We start from the raw sequence: 17356 nt of genomic DNA on the forward strand, positions 1-17356 counted from the left end.
AATGCGAGGGTTTGTCTACACGCTAAGAGCTATCGCCCATAAAGCGATAGCTCTTTTTATTATCCGCGCAAGACGGCTTGATACGTATCTTCTAATGCTTTCAATACGTTTGTATGAACAGCCGTGACTTCTTCCTCGGTCAACGTTTGTTCTGGGTTTAAATATTGCAGAGAGAATGCAACAGATTTCTTGCCTTCTTCCATATGCTCACCCTCATACACATCAAAGACGGAAAGGTCTGTGAGCAATTGGCCGCCAGCTTCATAAATGACTTGCTCCAGCTGTCCGCTTGAAATATGCTGATCGACGACAAGTGCGATGTCTCTTGTCACTGCTGGGAATCTCGGAATAGCCGTATATTTCATATCCTCTGTTTCAGACGTCATTACATCTGTTAAATCAAATTCAAATACATACGTTTCTTTTAAATCTAATTCCTTTTCCACTAATGGATGAAGTGCAGCTACAAAGCCAATCACTTTTCCATTTAAATGAACATCAGCTGTACGTCCTGGGTGAAGGCCCTCACGCTCTGCTTGAACATACGTGATCTCTCCTGATACACCAAGCTTTTCAAACAGCCCTTCTGCAATACCCTTCGCTACATAAAAATCGACAGCTTTTTTCTCGCCCTGCCAAAGATTTTTATGCCAAAGACCTGTTAACGCACCTGCCACATGCTCTTTCTCTACTGGTTTTGCGCCTTCCGTTTCCGCTAAGAAAACAGAACCTGTTTCGTAAAAGGCAAAAGAATCAGCTTGTCTTGCTAAGTTATATGCGACAGAATCAAGTAAGTTTGGCAGAAGGCTTTGTCTCAGCACACTTCGTTCCTCACTCATCGGCAAGGAAAGTCTGGTTTGATAAGCTGGATTTAAAGCAAAGGCTGTGGACTTATGCTGATTCGTTAATGAATACGTAATCGCTTGAGAAAGCCCTGCGCCCTCTAAGAAACGTCTCACCTTTCTGCGCTTCACTTGGTATGGCGTAAGACCACCAACGGTACCAGCTGTCGCAGGGAGTGTAGATGGAATATTGTCGTAGCCGTATAATCTCGCGACTTCTTCAATGAGGTCCTCTTCAATCGTAATATCCATTCTACGGGAAGGAACCGTTACAACAAGCACATCATTTGATTCGCCCACAGTAAAGCCTAGTTTGTTGAAAATCTGAATCATATCTTCTTTTGAAATGCTCATACCAAGCACCTTGTTCACACGCTCAGTTGATACGTGGATGACATTCATACTTGTTTCAAGGTGGTTTTCCTCAACTGTACCACTTAGCACTTCGCCGCCTGCATACATACTGATCAATTGCGCTGCTCTTTCGGCTGCTGATTTCGTCCGCTGCGGATCGAGCCCTTTTTCAAATCGTGTGCTTGATTCACTGCGAAGCCCTAAGTCTCTAGATGCTTGACGGACGGTTTGACCGTTGAAATATGCCGCTTCTAAAAGAATCGTTGTCGTCTCATCACGCACCTCTGATTCAAAACCGCCCATGACACCTGCAACAGCATGCGCTTTTGTGCCATTTGTAATGACAAGATGCTTCGAAGACAATGTACGTTCTTGTTCATCCAGAGTTTGAATCATTTCATTTTCAGCCGCTTTACGTACAACCACCTGCTTTGAACCAAACCGGTCATAATCAAAGGCATGTAGTGGTTGACCGTATTCAAGTAAGACAAAATTCGTAATATCCACGACGTTGTTAATTGGGCGGATACCTGCATTCATCAATCTTGTTTGCATCCAAAGTGGTGCTGGTCCAATCTTTACATTTTTAATGATCTTCGCTGCATAAAGTGGATTCGCTTCTTGATCCTCAATTTTAACAGAAATATAGTCTGCTGCTTTTTCAGAAGAAGTTTCATGCGCTGTATCAGGAAGCTTGATGTCTCTCCCTAAAATGGCGGCAACCTCATAAGCGACACCTAGCATATTAAGGGCATCGGCACGGTTTGGTGTTAAGCCAAGCTCAAGTACCGCGTCATCTAATTGAAGCGCTTGAAGGGCATCATCTCCTGGTTTCACGTCATTCGGGAAAACAAAGATGCCTTCTGCATATTCTTTTGGTACGAGCTTGCTCTCTACGCCTAATTCTTGCAGAGAACAAATCATGCCATGAGACTCTTCACCGCGTAGTTTTGCTTTTTTAATTTTAAAGTTTCCAGGAAGGACTGCACCAACCGTTGCGACAGCCACATGCTGTCCTTTATCCACATTTGGAGCCCCGCATATAATTTGCACCGGTGCGTCTTCGCCGATATCAACAAGACATTTGTTTAATTTATCCGCATTCGGATGCTGTTCACGTTCAATGACGTGTCCAACGACAACACCTTTGATGCCTTCGCCTTTATACTCAACGGCTTCCACTTCAATTCCGCTTCTTGTGATTTTCTCTGCTAATTCATCCGGCTGAATGCCTTCTAAATCGACATAGTCCTCTAACCATTTATATGAAACAAACATGTTGATTTCCTCCTCTTAGTCCTGCTTAAATTGCTTCGTGAATCTAATATCATTTGTGTAGAAATGACGAATGTCATCTATGCCGTATTTCAGCATCGCAATACGTTCAACACCCATTCCAAAAGCAAAGCCTTGGTAAGTATCTGGATCAAATCCGCTCATTTTTAATACATTCGGGTGAACCATTCCTGCACCTAAAATTTCAATCCAGCCTGTTCCTTTACATACGGAACAGCCTTTCCCGCCGCATTTAAAGCATGACACATCAACTTCAACGGAAGGTTCTGTGAATGGGAAAAAGCTTGGGCGCAGTCTAATTTCACGATCTTCCCCAAACATTTTTCTTGCGACTGTCTCAAGCGTTCCTTTGAGGTCACTCATGCTAATATTGTGATCTACCACAAGTCCTTCAATCTGCATGAATTGATGGGAGTGAGTGGCATCATCGCTGTCACGTCTATATACCTTACCAGGACAGATGATCTTCACAGGACCTTGGCCTTTATATTTCTCAAGTGTACGTGCTTGAACGGGTGATGTTTGTGTTCTCATGAGTGTGTCTTCAGTAATATAGAAGCTGTCCTGCATATCACGTGCAGGGTGTTCTTTTGGAAGATTGAGCGCTTCAAAGTTATAGTAATCTGTTTCCACCTCTGGGCCCTCTTCAACGGTATAGCCCATGCCGATAAATAAATCTTCAATATCTTCTACGACAATCGTTAATGGATGTCTTGCCCCGATTTTGATCGGACTTGCTGGCAATGTGACATCAATGGTTTGAGAAGCCAGTTTCTTTTTCACTTCTTCTGCTTCTAGCTGCTCATTTTTTTCAGCAATGGCACCAGCAATCTGCTCTCTCACTTCATTTGCAAGTGCGCCCATTTTTGGTCTTTCTTCAGCGGAAAGCTTGCCCATTCCGCGCAGCACTTCTGTAATCGGACCTTTTTTCCCTAAATATTGAACACGAATGTCATTGACTTCTTTGAGCGAGCTGGCTGCTTCTACCTTCGCTATCGCTTCTGTTTCAAGCTGTTTTAACGTTTCTTGCATGAGTGTCATCCTCCTTTTAATATACAAAACCGTCTGAATAAACGGGTGTTTGATTGTTTGAAGACAATAAAAAAACCCGCCCCTCCAAAAAAGAAGGGACGAGTTGTGGTCGCGGTACCACCCTTGTTAAGCACAAATACATGTGCGAATAAGCTTCATTGACATAACGGAATCAAACGAATCCGGTCCACCTTTACGCAAAACCTGCGGTCCCGGTGACAACTCCAGAGGTGAATTCCTGTTTCAGCATTCCTTAAATGCACTTTCAGTCTACGATGCATTCTCCCTAATAGGACGCTTCGTGAAACAATCTTCCTCTATCATGGTTTTTAAAATATTAGTTTCATTATAGTGAAAAATAGGACGTGATGCAACACTATCCGCGCAAATGATAGACAAGAACCGCTGCTGCCACAGCCACATTTAATGATTCCGCTTGTCCGTACATTGGAACATATAAATTTTGATCTGTCATTTGAAGAATCTCTGGATCAATACCTGCTCCCTCGTTGCCTACAATTAACGCAAATGGACCTTCTGATGCTATGTGTCTATACTCTTTCGCATTTTTTAAAGCAGTGCCATATACAGGTATACCTTGCGCCTTTAATGCTGGAATTGTCTGTTGTAGTGTTTGTTTTAAGATAGGCAGGTGAAAATGAGACCCTTGTGCTGAACGGAGCGTTTTTCCGTTAAACGCATCAACGGTTCCATCCCCTAGGACCACAGCATCAAGCCCCGCTGCATCTGCTGTCCGAATGAGTGTGCCTAAATTCCCCGGATCCTGCACTGCATCTAACAGAAGCATTCGTTCATACTTTTTCTCCTCAAATACAGGAATTGTACAAACCGCTGCGATTTGCTGAGGTGTTTCCGTTTCCGTCATCGCAGTAAAAGCCTCTTCACTTAATTCATACAGCTCAATGTCAGGCTCGATGTCAGCAGGGAGCATGTCAGGTGTTGTGATCATTAACTCTTTCACAACCCCGCTTTTCAATGCTTCTTCTACTAAGTGTTTTCCTTCAACAAGGAATAGCCCTGTTTTCGTTCGTTCTTTTTTTGTATGGAGCTTTTTCCATTGTTTAATGTGTGCGTTTTTAGCTGATTCTATATACTTCAAGCGACTTTAACTCCTTTAAATATCATGAATTTATTATATCTCAAGCACACTACATAATAAACCTGTCTTTGAGACAGAATAGGGCTATCACCATCAAAAAAGGAGTGTGGGCAATGGATTTTAATTTAAGAGGCGCAGTGATTCAAAACATTACTGGCCATAATCAAGAGCAGCTTGAGCATACGATTTTAGATGCGATTCAAAGTGGCGAGGAAAAAATGCTACCAGGGCTTGGTGTTTTGTTTGAGGTGTTATGGCAAGAGGCATCAGAAGATGAAAAAAATGAAATTCTTGAAACATTAGAGCAGGGCTTAAAGCCTGAGCATCAGCAATAACAAGAAGCCGGTTTGCTTATTTATGAGCAAGCCGGCTTTGTTCATTTAGCCAGTGATTGGCGTCTCCATTCGAAGAGCTGGATCGCGCCAAATTTCGATCCATTTTTTAATAGCGAACACGATAATGACAAAACCTAAAATCAGCATAATCATCGAAAGCACTGCATTCAATACACTGTAGCCAGATGCTTCAGGATTGAGATAGACATTCGCAACCATCCAATAACCCGCATAATTCACCGTCACATATAAGTAAGCAAGTGGAATTAAACAAGTTAACATATACCGCCTTTTATCCGCAATTTTTAACACAACCGTCGCCCCAATGATTAATCCGACCGAGGCCATTAGTTGGTTTGACACGCCAAAGAGTGCCCAAATGGACCCAATGTCTCCAGAGTAAAGCAAGTATCCCCACATAAAACAAGCAAGTGCACTTGCAAAGACTGAACCTGGTACCCAGTCATTTCGTTTCAGCGGTTTATATGCTTCTCCAAAGAAGTCTTGGATCAAATATCGCGCGACACGGGTTCCTGCGTCAATTGCCGTTAAAATAAAGACGGCTTCAAACATAATCACGAATTGGAAGAAATAAGAGGCCAAATGACTAAAGAACGGAATTCCCGTAAAGATATACGCCATCCCTACAGCTAATGTAACAGCTCCACCTGTTCTTCCTTCTAAATCAAGACCGATTTCTTTACTTAGCTGCGGAAGATTCTCGACACTCATACCAAGCGTTCGGAACACTTCAGGTGTACTATTAATTGCAAAATAATCTCCCGGATGAAGCGCAGTAGCGGCAATTAACGCCATGATTCCCACTAAACATTCTACGAGCATCGCGCCAAACGCAACCGGCTTCATATCACTCCAACGATCTAGCATTTTTGGCGTTGTGCCTGAGCCAACAAATGCATGAAAACCCGAAATCGCGCCACAAGCAATGGTAATCGAAATAAAAGGCCAGACAGGTCCAGCTAAGACAGGTCCTCCGCCACTCACAAACTCTGTAAACGCCGGAAATTGGATGGTTGGATTAACCACAAAGATTCCCGCAATCAGCGCAATGAAAACACCAATTTTCATAAAACTGCTTAAATAGTCTCTTGGTGCCAAAAGCAACCAAACCGGCAGGGCCGCAGCAAAGAACGCATAGATTGGCAGGGCAAGAGCAAGCGTTTTTGTATCAAGTGTTAACAAATCTCCAAGTGCTGTTCCTTGAATATTCGGTCCAAGGAATACCCCCAACATCAGTAATATGAATCCCGCAGATGTCGCCAGCTTTAAATTGCCTGTCTTTTTATAATAAAGGCCGACTCCCATCGCTATTGGAATGGTAATACCAACTGCAAAGGTTCCCCAAGGATTTCGTTCTAAAGCATGAAGCACAACCATGGACAGTCCTGCCATTGTAATTGTAATAATAAATAACATGGCGAGCCCTGTGCAAAATCCTGCCACAGGACCAAGCTCCTCTTTCGCTACCTCGGATAGTGATTTCCCCTTTTTTCGCATCGAAGCAAACAAGACCACAAGATCATGAACAGCTCCGCCAATCACCGCTCCAATTAAGAGCCAAAGGAGACCAGGTAAATACCCAAATTGTGCGGCTAAAATCGGACCAACTAATGGACCGGCAGCGGCAATTGCAGCAAAGTGATGCCCAAATGTGACCCATTTGTTTGTTGGCACATAATCTTTCCCATCCTCGAGTGCATGTGCCGGTGTAGGATGATCATCTGTGACCTTTAGTACCTTCACCATCATAAACGTGCCATAGAGGCGATAGGCAATCGCTAAAATACACATCGATCCTATCACAATTGAAACCGCATTCATTTAACCATCCCCTTTGTATAAACAATTTGTTACAAATATAACATAAATTGAGTGATTTTTCTTTCTTTTAAAACCAAGTTGACAAATAGGAATAATTGATTTAATCTAAAATAAGCTTCACCTACTTCCATAAACTCTCTTTTGACAGAGCCTCAATTGGCTCTGTCCTTTTTATTGATTTCATCTTACATAAATACAAGATGGATCACATGTGCCTTCCTCACTAGAAAAATATCACTTCATTTACTGAAAACAGTTCTTTTGACACAACTTACATTCCAAAGTTCATTTCCTGGGAAATTCAACGCAATTAAAAAACCTTTCCCCATACTGAGGAAAGGTTTCATCATTAAGAACCGTACGTAATTTGTTCGACCGTTTTTTGATCAAGTCTTTTGATGACTTCTGTTAAAAGCTTCACCGCATTTTCATAATCATCTCGATGAATCATGGCTGCATGGGTATGAATATATCTGCTTGGAATCCCGATGGATAGTGATGGAACGCCATGACCTGTTAAGTGAATACCTCCAGCATCTGTTCCTCCACCTGGCATGGAATCATATTGATAAGGAATGTTTAATTCATCGGCAGTTTGGACAACAAAATCCCGAAGCCCCTTATGAGAAACCATGGAAGCGTCGAATACAACAATCGTTGGTCCTTTGCCAAGTTTGCTTGTTGCTTCTTTTTCAGTAATACCTGGTGTATCACCTGCTACTCCAACATCAATAGCAAATCCAATATCAGGCTGGATGGTAGCTGCAGCTGTTTTAGCTCCGCGCAAGCCAACTTCCTCTTGGACAGTTGCTACACTGTATGCAATATTTTCATGCTGAGTATCCTTTAAATTCTTCATGACATCAATCGCTACTGCACAGCCGATACGGTTGTCCCAGGCTTTTGCAAGAAGCATTTTTTCGTCATTCATTACCGTAAACTCAAAGTAAGGTACGATTTGATCTCCAGGGAGGACGCCCCATTCCATTGCCTGTTCTTTGCTCGAAGCTCCAATATCAATGAACATATCTGTGATTTCGATTGATTTCTTTCGTGCTTCTGGTGATAAGACATGTGGCGGTTTAGAACCAATCACACCTGTAATGTCTCCTTTTTTCGTCACAATGGTGACACGCTGCGCCAACATCACTTGAGACCACCAGCCACCGACCGTTTGAAAACGAATATAGCCTTTGTCATCGATTTTTGTCACCATGAATCCTACTTCATCTAAGTGACCAGCAAGCATCACTTTAGGCCCATTTGCATTTCCTTCCTTCTTAGCAATTAAGCTACCAAGGCGGTCTGTAGAGACTTCATCCGCATATGTTTCTATGTATGACTGCATGACTTTTTTTACATCACGTTCATTTCCTGGAATCCCTTTTGCATCCGTTAGGTCTTTCAGCATAGTTAATGTTTGATCTAGTTTTGTCATTCTGTGTATCCTCCTTTTTCTTCATGGTGCATTCTTATTATACAAAACCTCTTTCGTTCAATACGATCTTTTTATGAATATTTTTTCGTTAATCGAAATATTTTTTTAAAAAAAGTTGAAACCTTTTGTCTTTCTCATTCGTAGTACATCAGATAACGGTATTGGAGGTGCATCCTGTCATGTTTGTCATCCTCATTAGACTTGCTCTTGTTGCATTGCTTGTCTATATTTTTTACATGGCGGTAAAATTCTTCTCAAACCCGAGAAGAAAGCTGAAACAAGCACAATTAAAAGAAGGCTTTTATTTTATGGACGAACAGCAAAATGCCCGTAAAAATTTTAATTTCGTCTATAAAGGTGTCTTGTTTGAAGGGGAGAAGCATGTTCCTTCTAAGGATCATCCTCTGTTTGTCCACTCCATTTACGTTTGGACGGAGTCACCTGAGAAGCTAAATGAATTCACATTAGAAGACTTTGAAAAACTTGAGGAAAACATCATTGAACGGTATCCTCAAACAAAAATTGATTGGGATCAGCCCATCAAAAAAATCAAACAAAAAAAGGGAGCAGACACGCCGACTTAACGGCGTCTGCTCCTTTTCAGATGAGATTGAGATAGACCAATATCAACAATTGGACAACAATTAAAGCAGGCATACCCATTTGAAAGGCAGGATGCTTCGTTTTATGGCGGAAATACTGCATGCCAAGAAATGACCCGGCAGCACCAAAAAGTACTGCGATACTCCATAAGTGCGCTTCTGATATTCTCCATTTGTGTGCTTTCGCCCGGCGTTTATCCTCTCCCATGAGACAAAACCCATAGACATTGACCAAGATGAGCAGCACGATCAGAGCGATATTCATTGATTTCACCTCACATGATGAGAAAAAAAGATCACTCCTCGGCGGAATGATCTTTTATATGACTTACTTGTCTAGTTGTGCTTTTGCAGCATCAGCAAGCTGGTTGAACGCGTTTAAGTCATTCACAGCAAGGTCAGCAAGCATTTTGCGGTTTACTTCGATACCAGAAAGCTTTAAGCCATGCATTAAACGGCTGTAAGAAAGACCGTTCATACGAGCTGCAGCATTGATACGAGTGATCCATAGTTTACGGAAGTCACGTTTTTTCTGACGACGGTCACGGAAAGCGTAGTTTCCAGATTTCATCACCTGTTGGTTTGCTACTTTATATAATCTATGTTTTGAACCGAAATAACCTTTTGCTAATTTAAGAACCTTTTTACGACGCTGACGCGACACAGTTCCGCCTTTTACTCTTGGCATTGTAATTCCCTCCTATGTTTCCTATTCCAGATTACTTGATGTTTGCAAGTTGTTGTTTGATACGTTTGAAATCTCCAGCACTTACGATTGCGCTCTTACGCAATTTACGTTTTTGCTTTGTAGATTTGTTAGCGAACAAGTGACTTGTGTACGCATGAGAACGTTTAAGTTTACCAGAACCTGTTTTTTTGAAACGTTTAGCAGATCCGCGGTGAGTTTTCATTTTTGGCATTGGATGTTTCCTCCCTCTGTTACTTTTACTTTTCGACTTTTGGTGCAAGCATGAGGAACATGCTGCGTCCGTCCATCTTAGGTTTTGTTTCTACTGTTGCTACTTCAGCGCAAGCTTCAGAGAAACGGTCTAACACGCGCTGTCCGATTTCTTTATGCGTAATCGCACGGCCTTTAAAGCGGATAGAAGCTTTCACTTTATCTCCCTTTTCAAGGAATTTGATTGCATTACGGAGCTTCGTGTTAAAATCATGTTCATCGATTGTCGGGCTCAACCGAACTTCTTTTAAGCTAATGATTTTTTGATTCTTACGTGCCTCTTTTTCCTTCTTCTGTTGTTCGAAACGGAACTTACCGTAGTCCATGATTCGGCAAACAGGTGGTTTTGCATTTGCAGCAACTAACACAAGGTCAAGATTGGCTTTCGTAGCAATTTCCAGAGCTTCCTGGCGGGTTTTAATCCCAAGCTGATCGCCATTTTGTCCGATCAAACGAACTTCACGCGCACGAATACCTTCATTAACTAATTGATCTTTGCTAATAGTGAGCCACCTCCATGAGATTTTGAATTGAGTTCACAATTCATTTTGACCATTTCGTTGTATGTTTTACAGGCAAACAAAAAGTGTGGGCATATAAAACACCCACACTGCGAACATTTGCATGAAAAAATAAATGTACGGTCAACCTGTCAACTACAAACATGTGTCAATCAGGTGAGAAGCGGGTGCTTCTGCTTGTGATATCTATTCAATTCGTTAACTATTCTACACAATTTTCATTTGTCCGTCAAGTAACGGAACTCTTGAAACAACTTTTTCATTTTAGCATGACGAAACGATTTGGGCAAGCCTTATTTAAAAAGAAATAAAGTCTCTTCAAATCCTTCAATTTTTCATTATCACACCGATATAAATCAAGTTGTATACATAAATAAACAAAAATATAAATCATATTCCATATAAAAAAGGATTATATATCTATTTTTTCAAAAAAATGATTGATTTTATAATTCTTTAGACTTATCATTGGAGAAGTATTCAAATTCATTTAATAAATTAAGGAAAAGTAGGGGATTTATTTGAAAAAGTTTTTTAAGATTGGGTGTCTTAGTATCATTATTCTCATTTTGATTATTATCTTTGTATCTTGTATGGCTGGGGGCGGCAGCAAAAAAGATAATACATCAAATACTGGTTCTAAAAATGCAGTAACGAGTAGCGAAAAGAAAAATGATAAAGAAAAAACGCATAAAATTGGAGATAAAGTAGCAGTCGAAGATTTTACTTATCAAGTAAACAGCGTAACAGAAGCGAAATCTTTACAAAAACAGTATATGAGCGATGTAACGACAGACGGCAAATTTGTGATTGTTGAAGTAACGGTCAAAAATACAGGTAAAAAAGGCAGAATGGTAGATACTGAGATGTTCAGGTTAATTGGCAAAGACGGCACAGAATACAAATCACTTGCAACAAATAATATGTATGTAAATGATACCGATTCAAGTTTCTTCTTAAAACAAATAAATCCTAAATTATCTAAAAAAGGCAGAATTGCTTTTGAAGTTCCAAACGAAAAGAAATTCTCGCTTCAAGTCTCATCAGGATTAGGATGGACTGGCGGTAAGTATAAGACCATTGATTTATCAAAATAATGTAAGAGTGCACATTTTTGTGCACTTTTTTTATTACTAAATAATCTATTTAAACTCTAAAACTTCTATTGTAAAATGAACATGAGCCTGTCACATGCAATTGAGGGTAACTACATACATAACAAGGGAGAAGATCATGAAAGCCGTATTTTTCGATTTAGATGATACTTTGCTTTGGGATGAAAAAAGCATTCATACCACTTTTCAGGAAACATGCAGGGAAGCGGAAAAGAAATATGGACTTGATCCAGAATCGTTTGAACAGATTGTGCGTGAAGAAGCAAGAAAGCTGTACTCTTCTTATGAAACATATGATTATACTGTTATGATTGGCATTAATCCTTTTGAAGGACTGTGGTCTAATTTTAGTGAGCCGATTAGCGAAGGCTTTCAAAAGCTGAATGCCCTTGCACCAGAGTATCGCAAAAATGCTTGGACGAACGGCTTAAAAGAGGCAGGAATTGACGATGAAGCATTTGGTCAATACTTAGCAGATTTCTTTGCAGCAGAGCGTAGAAAACGCCCATATGTCTATGAAGAAACGTATCCTGTTTTAGAGCGCCTGAAGGGCACCTATGAATTACTCCTTTTAACAAATGGAGATCCTAGTCTGCAAAAAGAAAAACTTGCAGGTGTTCCGGAACTTGCCCCTTATTTTAATGAAATTGTGATTTCAGGAGATTACGGGAAAGGAAAGCCTGATCCTGGCATCTTTGAGCACTGCCTTCAGCTGTTAAATCTCACAAAAGATGATGTCATCATGGTAGGAGATAATCCAAAAACAGATATTCTCGGCGCTTCTCGCGCTGGCATCCAAACTGTTTGGATCAATCGTCATGGCAAGAAAAATGAAACAGATGTGACACCAGATTATGAAATTAAAGACTTACACGAATTGTTTGATATTTTAAAATAAACCATAGGAAAAACACCCTTCTCCTGATCGAGATTGGGTGTTTTTTCGTTTTCGGCTATACAATTGCTGCTAAACTTTGTGCTTGACGATCTAAGCCGCGTGCTGCTTCTCCTACATTCATGAATTCCTCGCTTGCCTGCTTGACAAGATCCCGGTTTGTAAACACACTTGTCTTTGCACGGCTTGTTCCGTTGCTGACCTTTTCAACTTCTAAATGGATCGCCTTCACATAACGATCCACCTTTACGATCGCTTCCTTTGAATCTGTCGCAAGCTTACGGATTTCTGCCGCGACGACACTAAAGCCATTTCCATAGGAACCCGCATGCGCAGCTTCTATGGCCGCGTTCAATGCGAGCAGCTGCGTTTGGGAAGCGATACTGTTAATCGTTGTAGCAATTGAGCTGATCGACTCCACCTGCTCTGTTAACCCTTCTAGCAAACTCATATTTTGATCCGTTTCATTCGCGATATGTTCAAAAGAAGCATTTACACTTTGACTATGCTGGATGCCGATTTCCGCTCGCTCCATTAATTTTGCAGACATATCCTTTAGGTCTTCTACTACCTGCTTCATTGTGTTTTCTCTCTCCGTAATATCTGTTGCCACTTTCACGACAGCCACTACATTCCCCTCTTCATTGAGCACTGGTGTATACGTCGCTTCAAGCCATAAGGTGTCACCGTACTTCGTGATCCGCTGCACCTTTTCCTGAAACACTTGACCATTCTTCAAACGCTTCCAAAACATTTGATAACTTGCGTCTTCTGCAATATGCGGAGGACAAAACTGTCTATGCTTTAAACCAATCATTTCTTCCTTTGAATATTTCATGGCTTTTGCAAAAATATCATTGACCCATAGTACCTTACCTGTGACATCAAATTCAATCATCGCCAGTGAGTGCTCTAGCGCACGAAGCACAGCTGATTGCTCCAATACTTGTGTTGATGAAGTGTTTGTTGTTTGAATCATCGCTTTCATTCCCCCAATTTGCCTCTATCTAATAGTACATACTTACCCATACTTTCGTACTATCTAAACGTATCATTTGCGCACTTGGATCACCAGTGGAGAATTTTTTTCCATAAGAAAAAAGCCAGCAACCTCAATAGATGAGATCACTGACTGTTTCGTGCGCCTTCATTATTTTTTTGCTTCTGCGACTGCATGTTTCACAAAAGCTTCGAGGTCCATTGTTTCTGAATCTTGTTCCCCGTATTTTCTTACATTAACTGCGCCATTTTCTGCTTCTTGATCACCGACAACCAGCATGTACGGAATCTTTTGCATTTGCGCTTCTCTAATTTTGTATCCTATTTTTTCATCACGACTGTCTAGTTCTACACGCAGTCCTTCAAGCTGCAAACGTTCTTGCACTTTTTTCGCATAGTCTAAATGGACAGATGGTGAAACCGGGATGACTTGGAATTGTACAGGTGCCAGCCATGTTGGAAGAGCTCCTTTGTATTCTTCAATTAAGAAGGCAACGAAGCGTTCCATTGTGGACACAACTCCTCTATGAATGACAACTGGACGATGGTGTTTTCCATCTTCTCCGATATATGTGAGATCGAAACGCTCTGGAAGTAAGAAGTCTAGCTGTACAGTAGACAAAGTCTCTTCTTTTCCAAGAGCTGTCTTTACTTGGACGTCAAGCTTCGGACCATAAAATGCCGCTTCGCCTTCTGCTTCATAGTAGTCATGTCCAAGCTCGTCCATTGCATCTTTCAGCATAGACTGCGCTTTATTCCACATCGCATCATCGTCGAAATACTTCTCAGTATCTTCTGGATCACGGTAAGATAAGCGGAATGTGTAGTCATTCAAGCCAAAGTCTTGATACACTTCTTCAATTAGGCGAACTGTACGAATGAATTCGTCTTTGATTTGATCTGGACGAACAAAGATATGGGCATCGTTTAATGTCATCCCTCGAACACGCTGAAGGCCGGATAAAGCACCTGACATTTCATAACGGTGCATTGTACCAAGCTCTGCAATCCGAATTGGCAATTCGCGATAGCTATGCGGCTCGTTTTTGTAAATCATCATATGGTGCGGACAGTTCATTGGACGGAGGACAAGATCTTCGTTGTCCATTTCCATCACAGGGAACATGTCTTCTTGATAATGCGCCCAGTGGCCTGATGTTTTATACAATTCTACACTCGCAAGAACGGGTGTATACACATGCTCATAACCAAGGCGTACTTCTTTATCAACAATATAACGCTCAATGACGCGGCGAATTGTGGCCCCTTTTGGCAGCCAGAGCGGAAGACCTTGGCCCACTTTTTGGGAGTTCGCAAACAGTTTCAATTCTTTTCCTAGTTTACGGTGATCGCGCTCTTTTGCTTCTTCAAGCAGACGTAAATGCTCGTTTAATTCTTCTTTGCTGAAGAAAGCTGTTCCGTAAATACGCTGAAGCATTTGGTTGTTACTGTCGCCTCTCCAGTAAGCACCTGCAAGGCTTAACAGCTTGAATTCTTTGATTTTCCCTGTAGACGGCAAGTGAATACCGCGGCATAGATCGAAGAATTCACCTTGCTCATAAATTGTGACGGCTTCGCCTTCTGGGATTGCTTCTAACAGCTCTAGCTTCAATTCATCGCCAATTGCTTCAAAGCGTGCTTTTGCTTCTTCTCTAGAAACTTCAATGCGCTCAATCGGCAAATTGCTGTTAATGATTTTTTTCATTTCTTTTTCAATCTTTGGTAAATCTTCAGGTGTAATCGCTACATCGATGTCAACATCATAGTAAAAGCCATTTTCGATGACAGGGCCTACGCCAAACTGGACGTGATGCTCTTTTCCATAAATGCGTTTGATTGCCTGTGCAAGCAAATGCGCTGTGCTGTGGCGCATAATATCGAGCGCTTCTTCACTCTTATCTGTGATGATCTCGATTGTTCCACTTTCTAACAGCGGCGTACGCAGATCTATTTCTTTGCCGTTCAATTTACCGGCAAGCGCTTTTTTCTTTAGGCCTGGGCTAATTGATGCCGCGATGTCTTCTGTTGTAGCTGTTTTGTCAAACTCCTTGACTGCTCCATCTGGAAATGTAAGTTGAATTTGTTCTGACATCTCTAGTCACTCCTTTTTTTGGCAATATAAAAACCCCGCCCCTGGAAAGGGACGAGGTTGAATAAACGGAATCGTGGTTCCACCCTTTTTCCCGTATTTGCAGCTTGCTTTGTCAAAAGCAAATACGGCTTGTGGTTCAATAACGGGAATTCCCGTCAGCTATTACTAAACAGTTCACAGCTGATGTTCAAAGGTGGTAAAGCAAATGGTCCTCTGCTAGGAAGCTTTCAGCCACGGCTTCCCTCTCTTTAAGCGGGTGTTCATTTGTTCATGTCCTTATCAATACGGTCTCTGTATGAAGTTACACCGTATTATAAAACGTTTTTTCGTGAAAATCAAGAAAGCTTTTCACTTTTCTTTTCCAAATGACTAGGAACAAATTGAACATGCTGTTCCTGAAACGAATGAGGAGGGAATACCTCAACTCTTTCTTGAAAAATATTTTGAATGGTTTGCACCATCGAGTGACCTGTATCATCTGTAAATAGGTCAATCTTTTGTGGCGCAATGGATACAAGCGGTGCAATCAACTGCGAATCAATATACATTGGATGCTCTCTTACAAACTGTCTGTCTATGTATTGTTTTTGATCACGCTCAGAAGCGTACCGAAATTCCCAAATCATCAGGCGGTCCTGATGCACAACATGTACTTTTTCAAGCTTAGGTTCTCTTGACATCACATAGTCTCGAAGGGATTGAATAAAGTTTTGATATTCTTGTTCCATTTTATATTCTTCGATGGATACTTCAACATAGTTCTTCAGCCTTCTGTCATACGCCGAGAGCCTAAATGTCATAAATGAACCAATGGAAAAAACACCTTTCTGTAAAGAAATCGTCTCAAGCTCTTTTTTTAACAGATCCTCCCTCGGTGGGTCTTGATGAATTCCAGGGATATCATCTAGATCCCCTTTCATGATGCTATGGGCGATTGAAAGAATTTGGTGCTGCTCTTCTGGATCTTTAAATAAGTATGTGTTTTCAAGGATGCTGCGCATGCGTTCATTTTCTTTGCATTCCAAAAAAAAGTGAATCAGTAATGTCCGCACAATGTGCTCTATGGCTTCTCCTGATTTCTTCGCTTCTATGAGAAGCCGGTCTTTCCCTTGTTGAATCGAAATGTGATGCCGACTGTCCAAGTGTTCAGCAAGATGTAAAAAAGCGGCGGTATCATATTCATCTTCAAAGATTATTTCAAGCATGTTTGTCCCCCCTAACGACATCTGTTACATATATATGGGGGGAACATAAAAAATAGACGCCTAAAATAAATCAGGCATCTTTCTTTTTAAAATCAGTGGCACTGAGATAAAGATCAAATAAATCAAACAAACAATCGCTAAGGCGGCATAATTTCCGCTCACAAAGCTTGATCCAAGGACATTTAACGCCACAGTACCAGGTATTAATCCTAAAAAAGTCGCTGCCGCAAATGCACGGTAATTCGCACGTGAAGCTGCTGCGGCATAACTGACAAAATCAAAGTGAATGGGTGCAATGCGTAATAAGAGGATATAAAGAAATCCATGTTCTTGAATACGGGACGTCACCGCTTTTAGCTTCCGATTGCTTGATTCAGTTTCTTGCTTGTTTGAACGGAAGGTTGAGGCAAGCAGGAAAGATCCTGTTGCACCTGCTGTCGCACCAGCTAAGGCATAAATGGTCCCAAGGACACTGCCGAATGCCAAACCCGCTGCTAGCGAAAAGACGGTGAGAGGGACAAGCACAAATGGACGAAAAAGTGATAAGAAAAGAAAGACAAAGGGAGCCAGCATCCCAAATTGAAGAATCCAATTCTTCACATCTTTCGGCGACAGTTGAAGATGCTGTTTGTTGAGCCACCATAGCACAGCAGCTAGAATGCCAATCACGAGAAAAAGCAGCCATTTTCTTTTGTTCATCTCATCCGCTC

17 protein-coding genes and 2 other annotated features are annotated in these 17356 nt (G+C 41.4%); of the genes, 4 read left to right on the forward strand and 13 right to left on the reverse strand.

All coding sequences use genetic code 11. The annotated features are described in order from the left end of the window. Positions 1-59 precede the first annotated feature (59 nt). The 3 genes from pheT to NST01_RS13035 all read right to left on the reverse strand — a co-directional run bounded on the left by pheT (position 60) and on the right by NST01_RS13035 (position 4644). Positions 60-2474: a phenylalanine--tRNA ligase subunit beta gene (gene pheT / locus NST01_RS13025; protein ID WP_079919760.1), complete on the reverse strand. Its 2415-nt coding sequence runs from the start codon at positions 2472-2474 to the stop codon at positions 60-62. Between the two features lie 15 nt (positions 2475-2489). Continuing rightward, positions 2490-3524 carry a phenylalanine--tRNA ligase subunit alpha gene (gene pheS / locus NST01_RS13030; RefSeq protein ID WP_008346004.1) on the reverse strand — a complete coding sequence of 345 codons (1035 nt, stop codon included), beginning with the start codon at positions 3522-3524 and terminating at the stop codon, positions 2490-2492. A 376-nt stretch (positions 3525-3900) separates the two neighbouring features. Continuing rightward, the gene (locus tag NST01_RS13035) at positions 3901-4644 is read right to left on the reverse strand and encodes a TrmH family RNA methyltransferase (protein ID WP_017358254.1); all 744 of its coding nucleotides are present in this window, start codon (positions 4642-4644) and stop codon (positions 3901-3903) included. A gap of 113 nt (positions 4645-4757) precedes the next feature. Here NST01_RS13035 and sspI point away from each other — a divergent pair, with 113 nt between their 5' ends. Next, on the forward strand, positions 4758-4979 hold the full coding sequence (gene sspI, locus NST01_RS13040) for a small acid-soluble spore protein SspI (protein WP_008346010.1): 222 nt from the start codon (positions 4758-4760) through the stop codon (positions 4977-4979). 45 nt (positions 4980-5024) lie between these two features. Here the strand turns inward: sspI and cstA are convergent, their stop codons facing one another. Continuing rightward, positions 5025-6821, reverse strand: coding sequence for a carbon starvation protein CstA (gene cstA / locus NST01_RS13045; protein ID WP_008346013.1), 1797 nt, complete (start codon positions 6819-6821; stop codon positions 5025-5027). A 349-nt stretch (positions 6822-7170) separates the two neighbouring features. Next, positions 7171-8259 (reverse strand): M42 family metallopeptidase, encoded by a 1089-nt coding sequence (locus NST01_RS13050; protein WP_017358255.1) that lies wholly within the window; start codon positions 8257-8259, stop codon positions 7171-7173. A gap of 179 nt (positions 8260-8438) precedes the next feature. Between NST01_RS13050 and NST01_RS13055 the strand changes: the two genes are divergently transcribed. After that, positions 8439-8843: a hypothetical protein gene (locus tag NST01_RS13055; protein ID WP_008346017.1), complete on the forward strand. Its 405-nt coding sequence runs from the start codon at positions 8439-8441 to the stop codon at positions 8841-8843. A 16-nt stretch (positions 8844-8859) separates the two neighbouring features. Here NST01_RS13055 and NST01_RS13060 read toward each other — a convergent pair whose 3' ends face one another. From NST01_RS13060 to infC, 4 genes are all read right to left on the reverse strand, one after another. Further along, a complete protein-coding gene (locus NST01_RS13060) occupies positions 8860-9126 on the reverse strand; it encodes a DUF1294 domain-containing protein (protein WP_098680641.1) in 267 nt (88 codons plus the stop codon). Positions 9127-9189: 63 nt separating this feature from the next. Next, positions 9190-9549 (reverse strand): 50S ribosomal protein L20, encoded by a 360-nt coding sequence (gene rplT / locus NST01_RS13065; protein ID WP_007501659.1) that lies wholly within the window; start codon positions 9547-9549, stop codon positions 9190-9192. Between the two features lie 31 nt (positions 9550-9580). After that, on the reverse strand, positions 9581-9781 hold the full coding sequence (rpmI, locus tag NST01_RS13070) for a 50S ribosomal protein L35 (protein ID WP_003216324.1): 201 nt from the start codon (positions 9779-9781) through the stop codon (positions 9581-9583). Between the two features lie 25 nt (positions 9782-9806). Then, a complete protein-coding gene (gene infC, locus NST01_RS13075; RefSeq protein ID WP_024718649.1) occupies positions 9807-10322 on the reverse strand; it encodes a translation initiation factor IF-3 in 516 nt (171 codons plus the stop codon). 71 nt (positions 10323-10393) lie between these two features. Continuing rightward, positions 10394-10525, reverse strand: a sequence feature (ribosomal protein L20 leader region). A gap of 336 nt (positions 10526-10861) precedes the next feature. Here infC and NST01_RS13080 point away from each other — a divergent pair. Both NST01_RS13080 and NST01_RS13085 read left to right on the forward strand, forming a co-directional pair. After that, positions 10862-11437, forward strand: coding sequence for a DUF4352 domain-containing protein (locus NST01_RS13080; RefSeq protein WP_017358258.1), 576 nt, complete (start codon positions 10862-10864; stop codon positions 11435-11437). Positions 11438-11573: 136 nt separating this feature from the next. Next, complete coding sequence (locus NST01_RS13085; RefSeq protein ID WP_024718651.1) at positions 11574-12353, forward strand: HAD family hydrolase; 780 nt, start codon at positions 11574-11576, stop codon at positions 12351-12353. A gap of 55 nt (positions 12354-12408) precedes the next feature. Here the strand turns inward: NST01_RS13085 and NST01_RS13090 are convergent, their stop codons facing one another. The 4 genes from NST01_RS13090 to NST01_RS13105 form a co-directional block, all read right to left on the reverse strand. After that, positions 12409-13329 (reverse strand): methyl-accepting chemotaxis protein, encoded by a 921-nt coding sequence (locus NST01_RS13090; protein WP_017358260.1) that lies wholly within the window; start codon positions 13327-13329, stop codon positions 12409-12411. Between the two features lie 171 nt (positions 13330-13500). Then, a complete protein-coding gene (gene thrS / locus NST01_RS13095; protein WP_007501674.1) occupies positions 13501-15441 on the reverse strand; it encodes a threonine--tRNA ligase in 1941 nt (646 codons plus the stop codon). A 44-nt stretch (positions 15442-15485) separates the two neighbouring features. Continuing rightward, positions 15486-15733: a binding site (T-box leader), on the reverse strand. Between the two features lie 43 nt (positions 15734-15776). Next, positions 15777-16646 (reverse strand): putative sporulation protein YtxC, encoded by an 870-nt coding sequence (gene ytxC, locus NST01_RS13100; RefSeq protein ID WP_008346029.1) that lies wholly within the window; start codon positions 16644-16646, stop codon positions 15777-15779. Positions 16647-16706: 60 nt separating this feature from the next. Further along, a complete protein-coding gene (locus NST01_RS13105; protein WP_008346032.1) occupies positions 16707-17345 on the reverse strand; it encodes a TVP38/TMEM64 family protein in 639 nt (212 codons plus the stop codon). Positions 17346-17356 lie beyond the last annotated feature (11 nt).

Source organism: Bacillus sp. FSL R7-0166 (genome assembly GCF_038008935.1).
Lineage (GTDB): Bacteria > Bacillota > Bacilli > Bacillales > Bacillaceae > Bacillus > Bacillus altitudinis.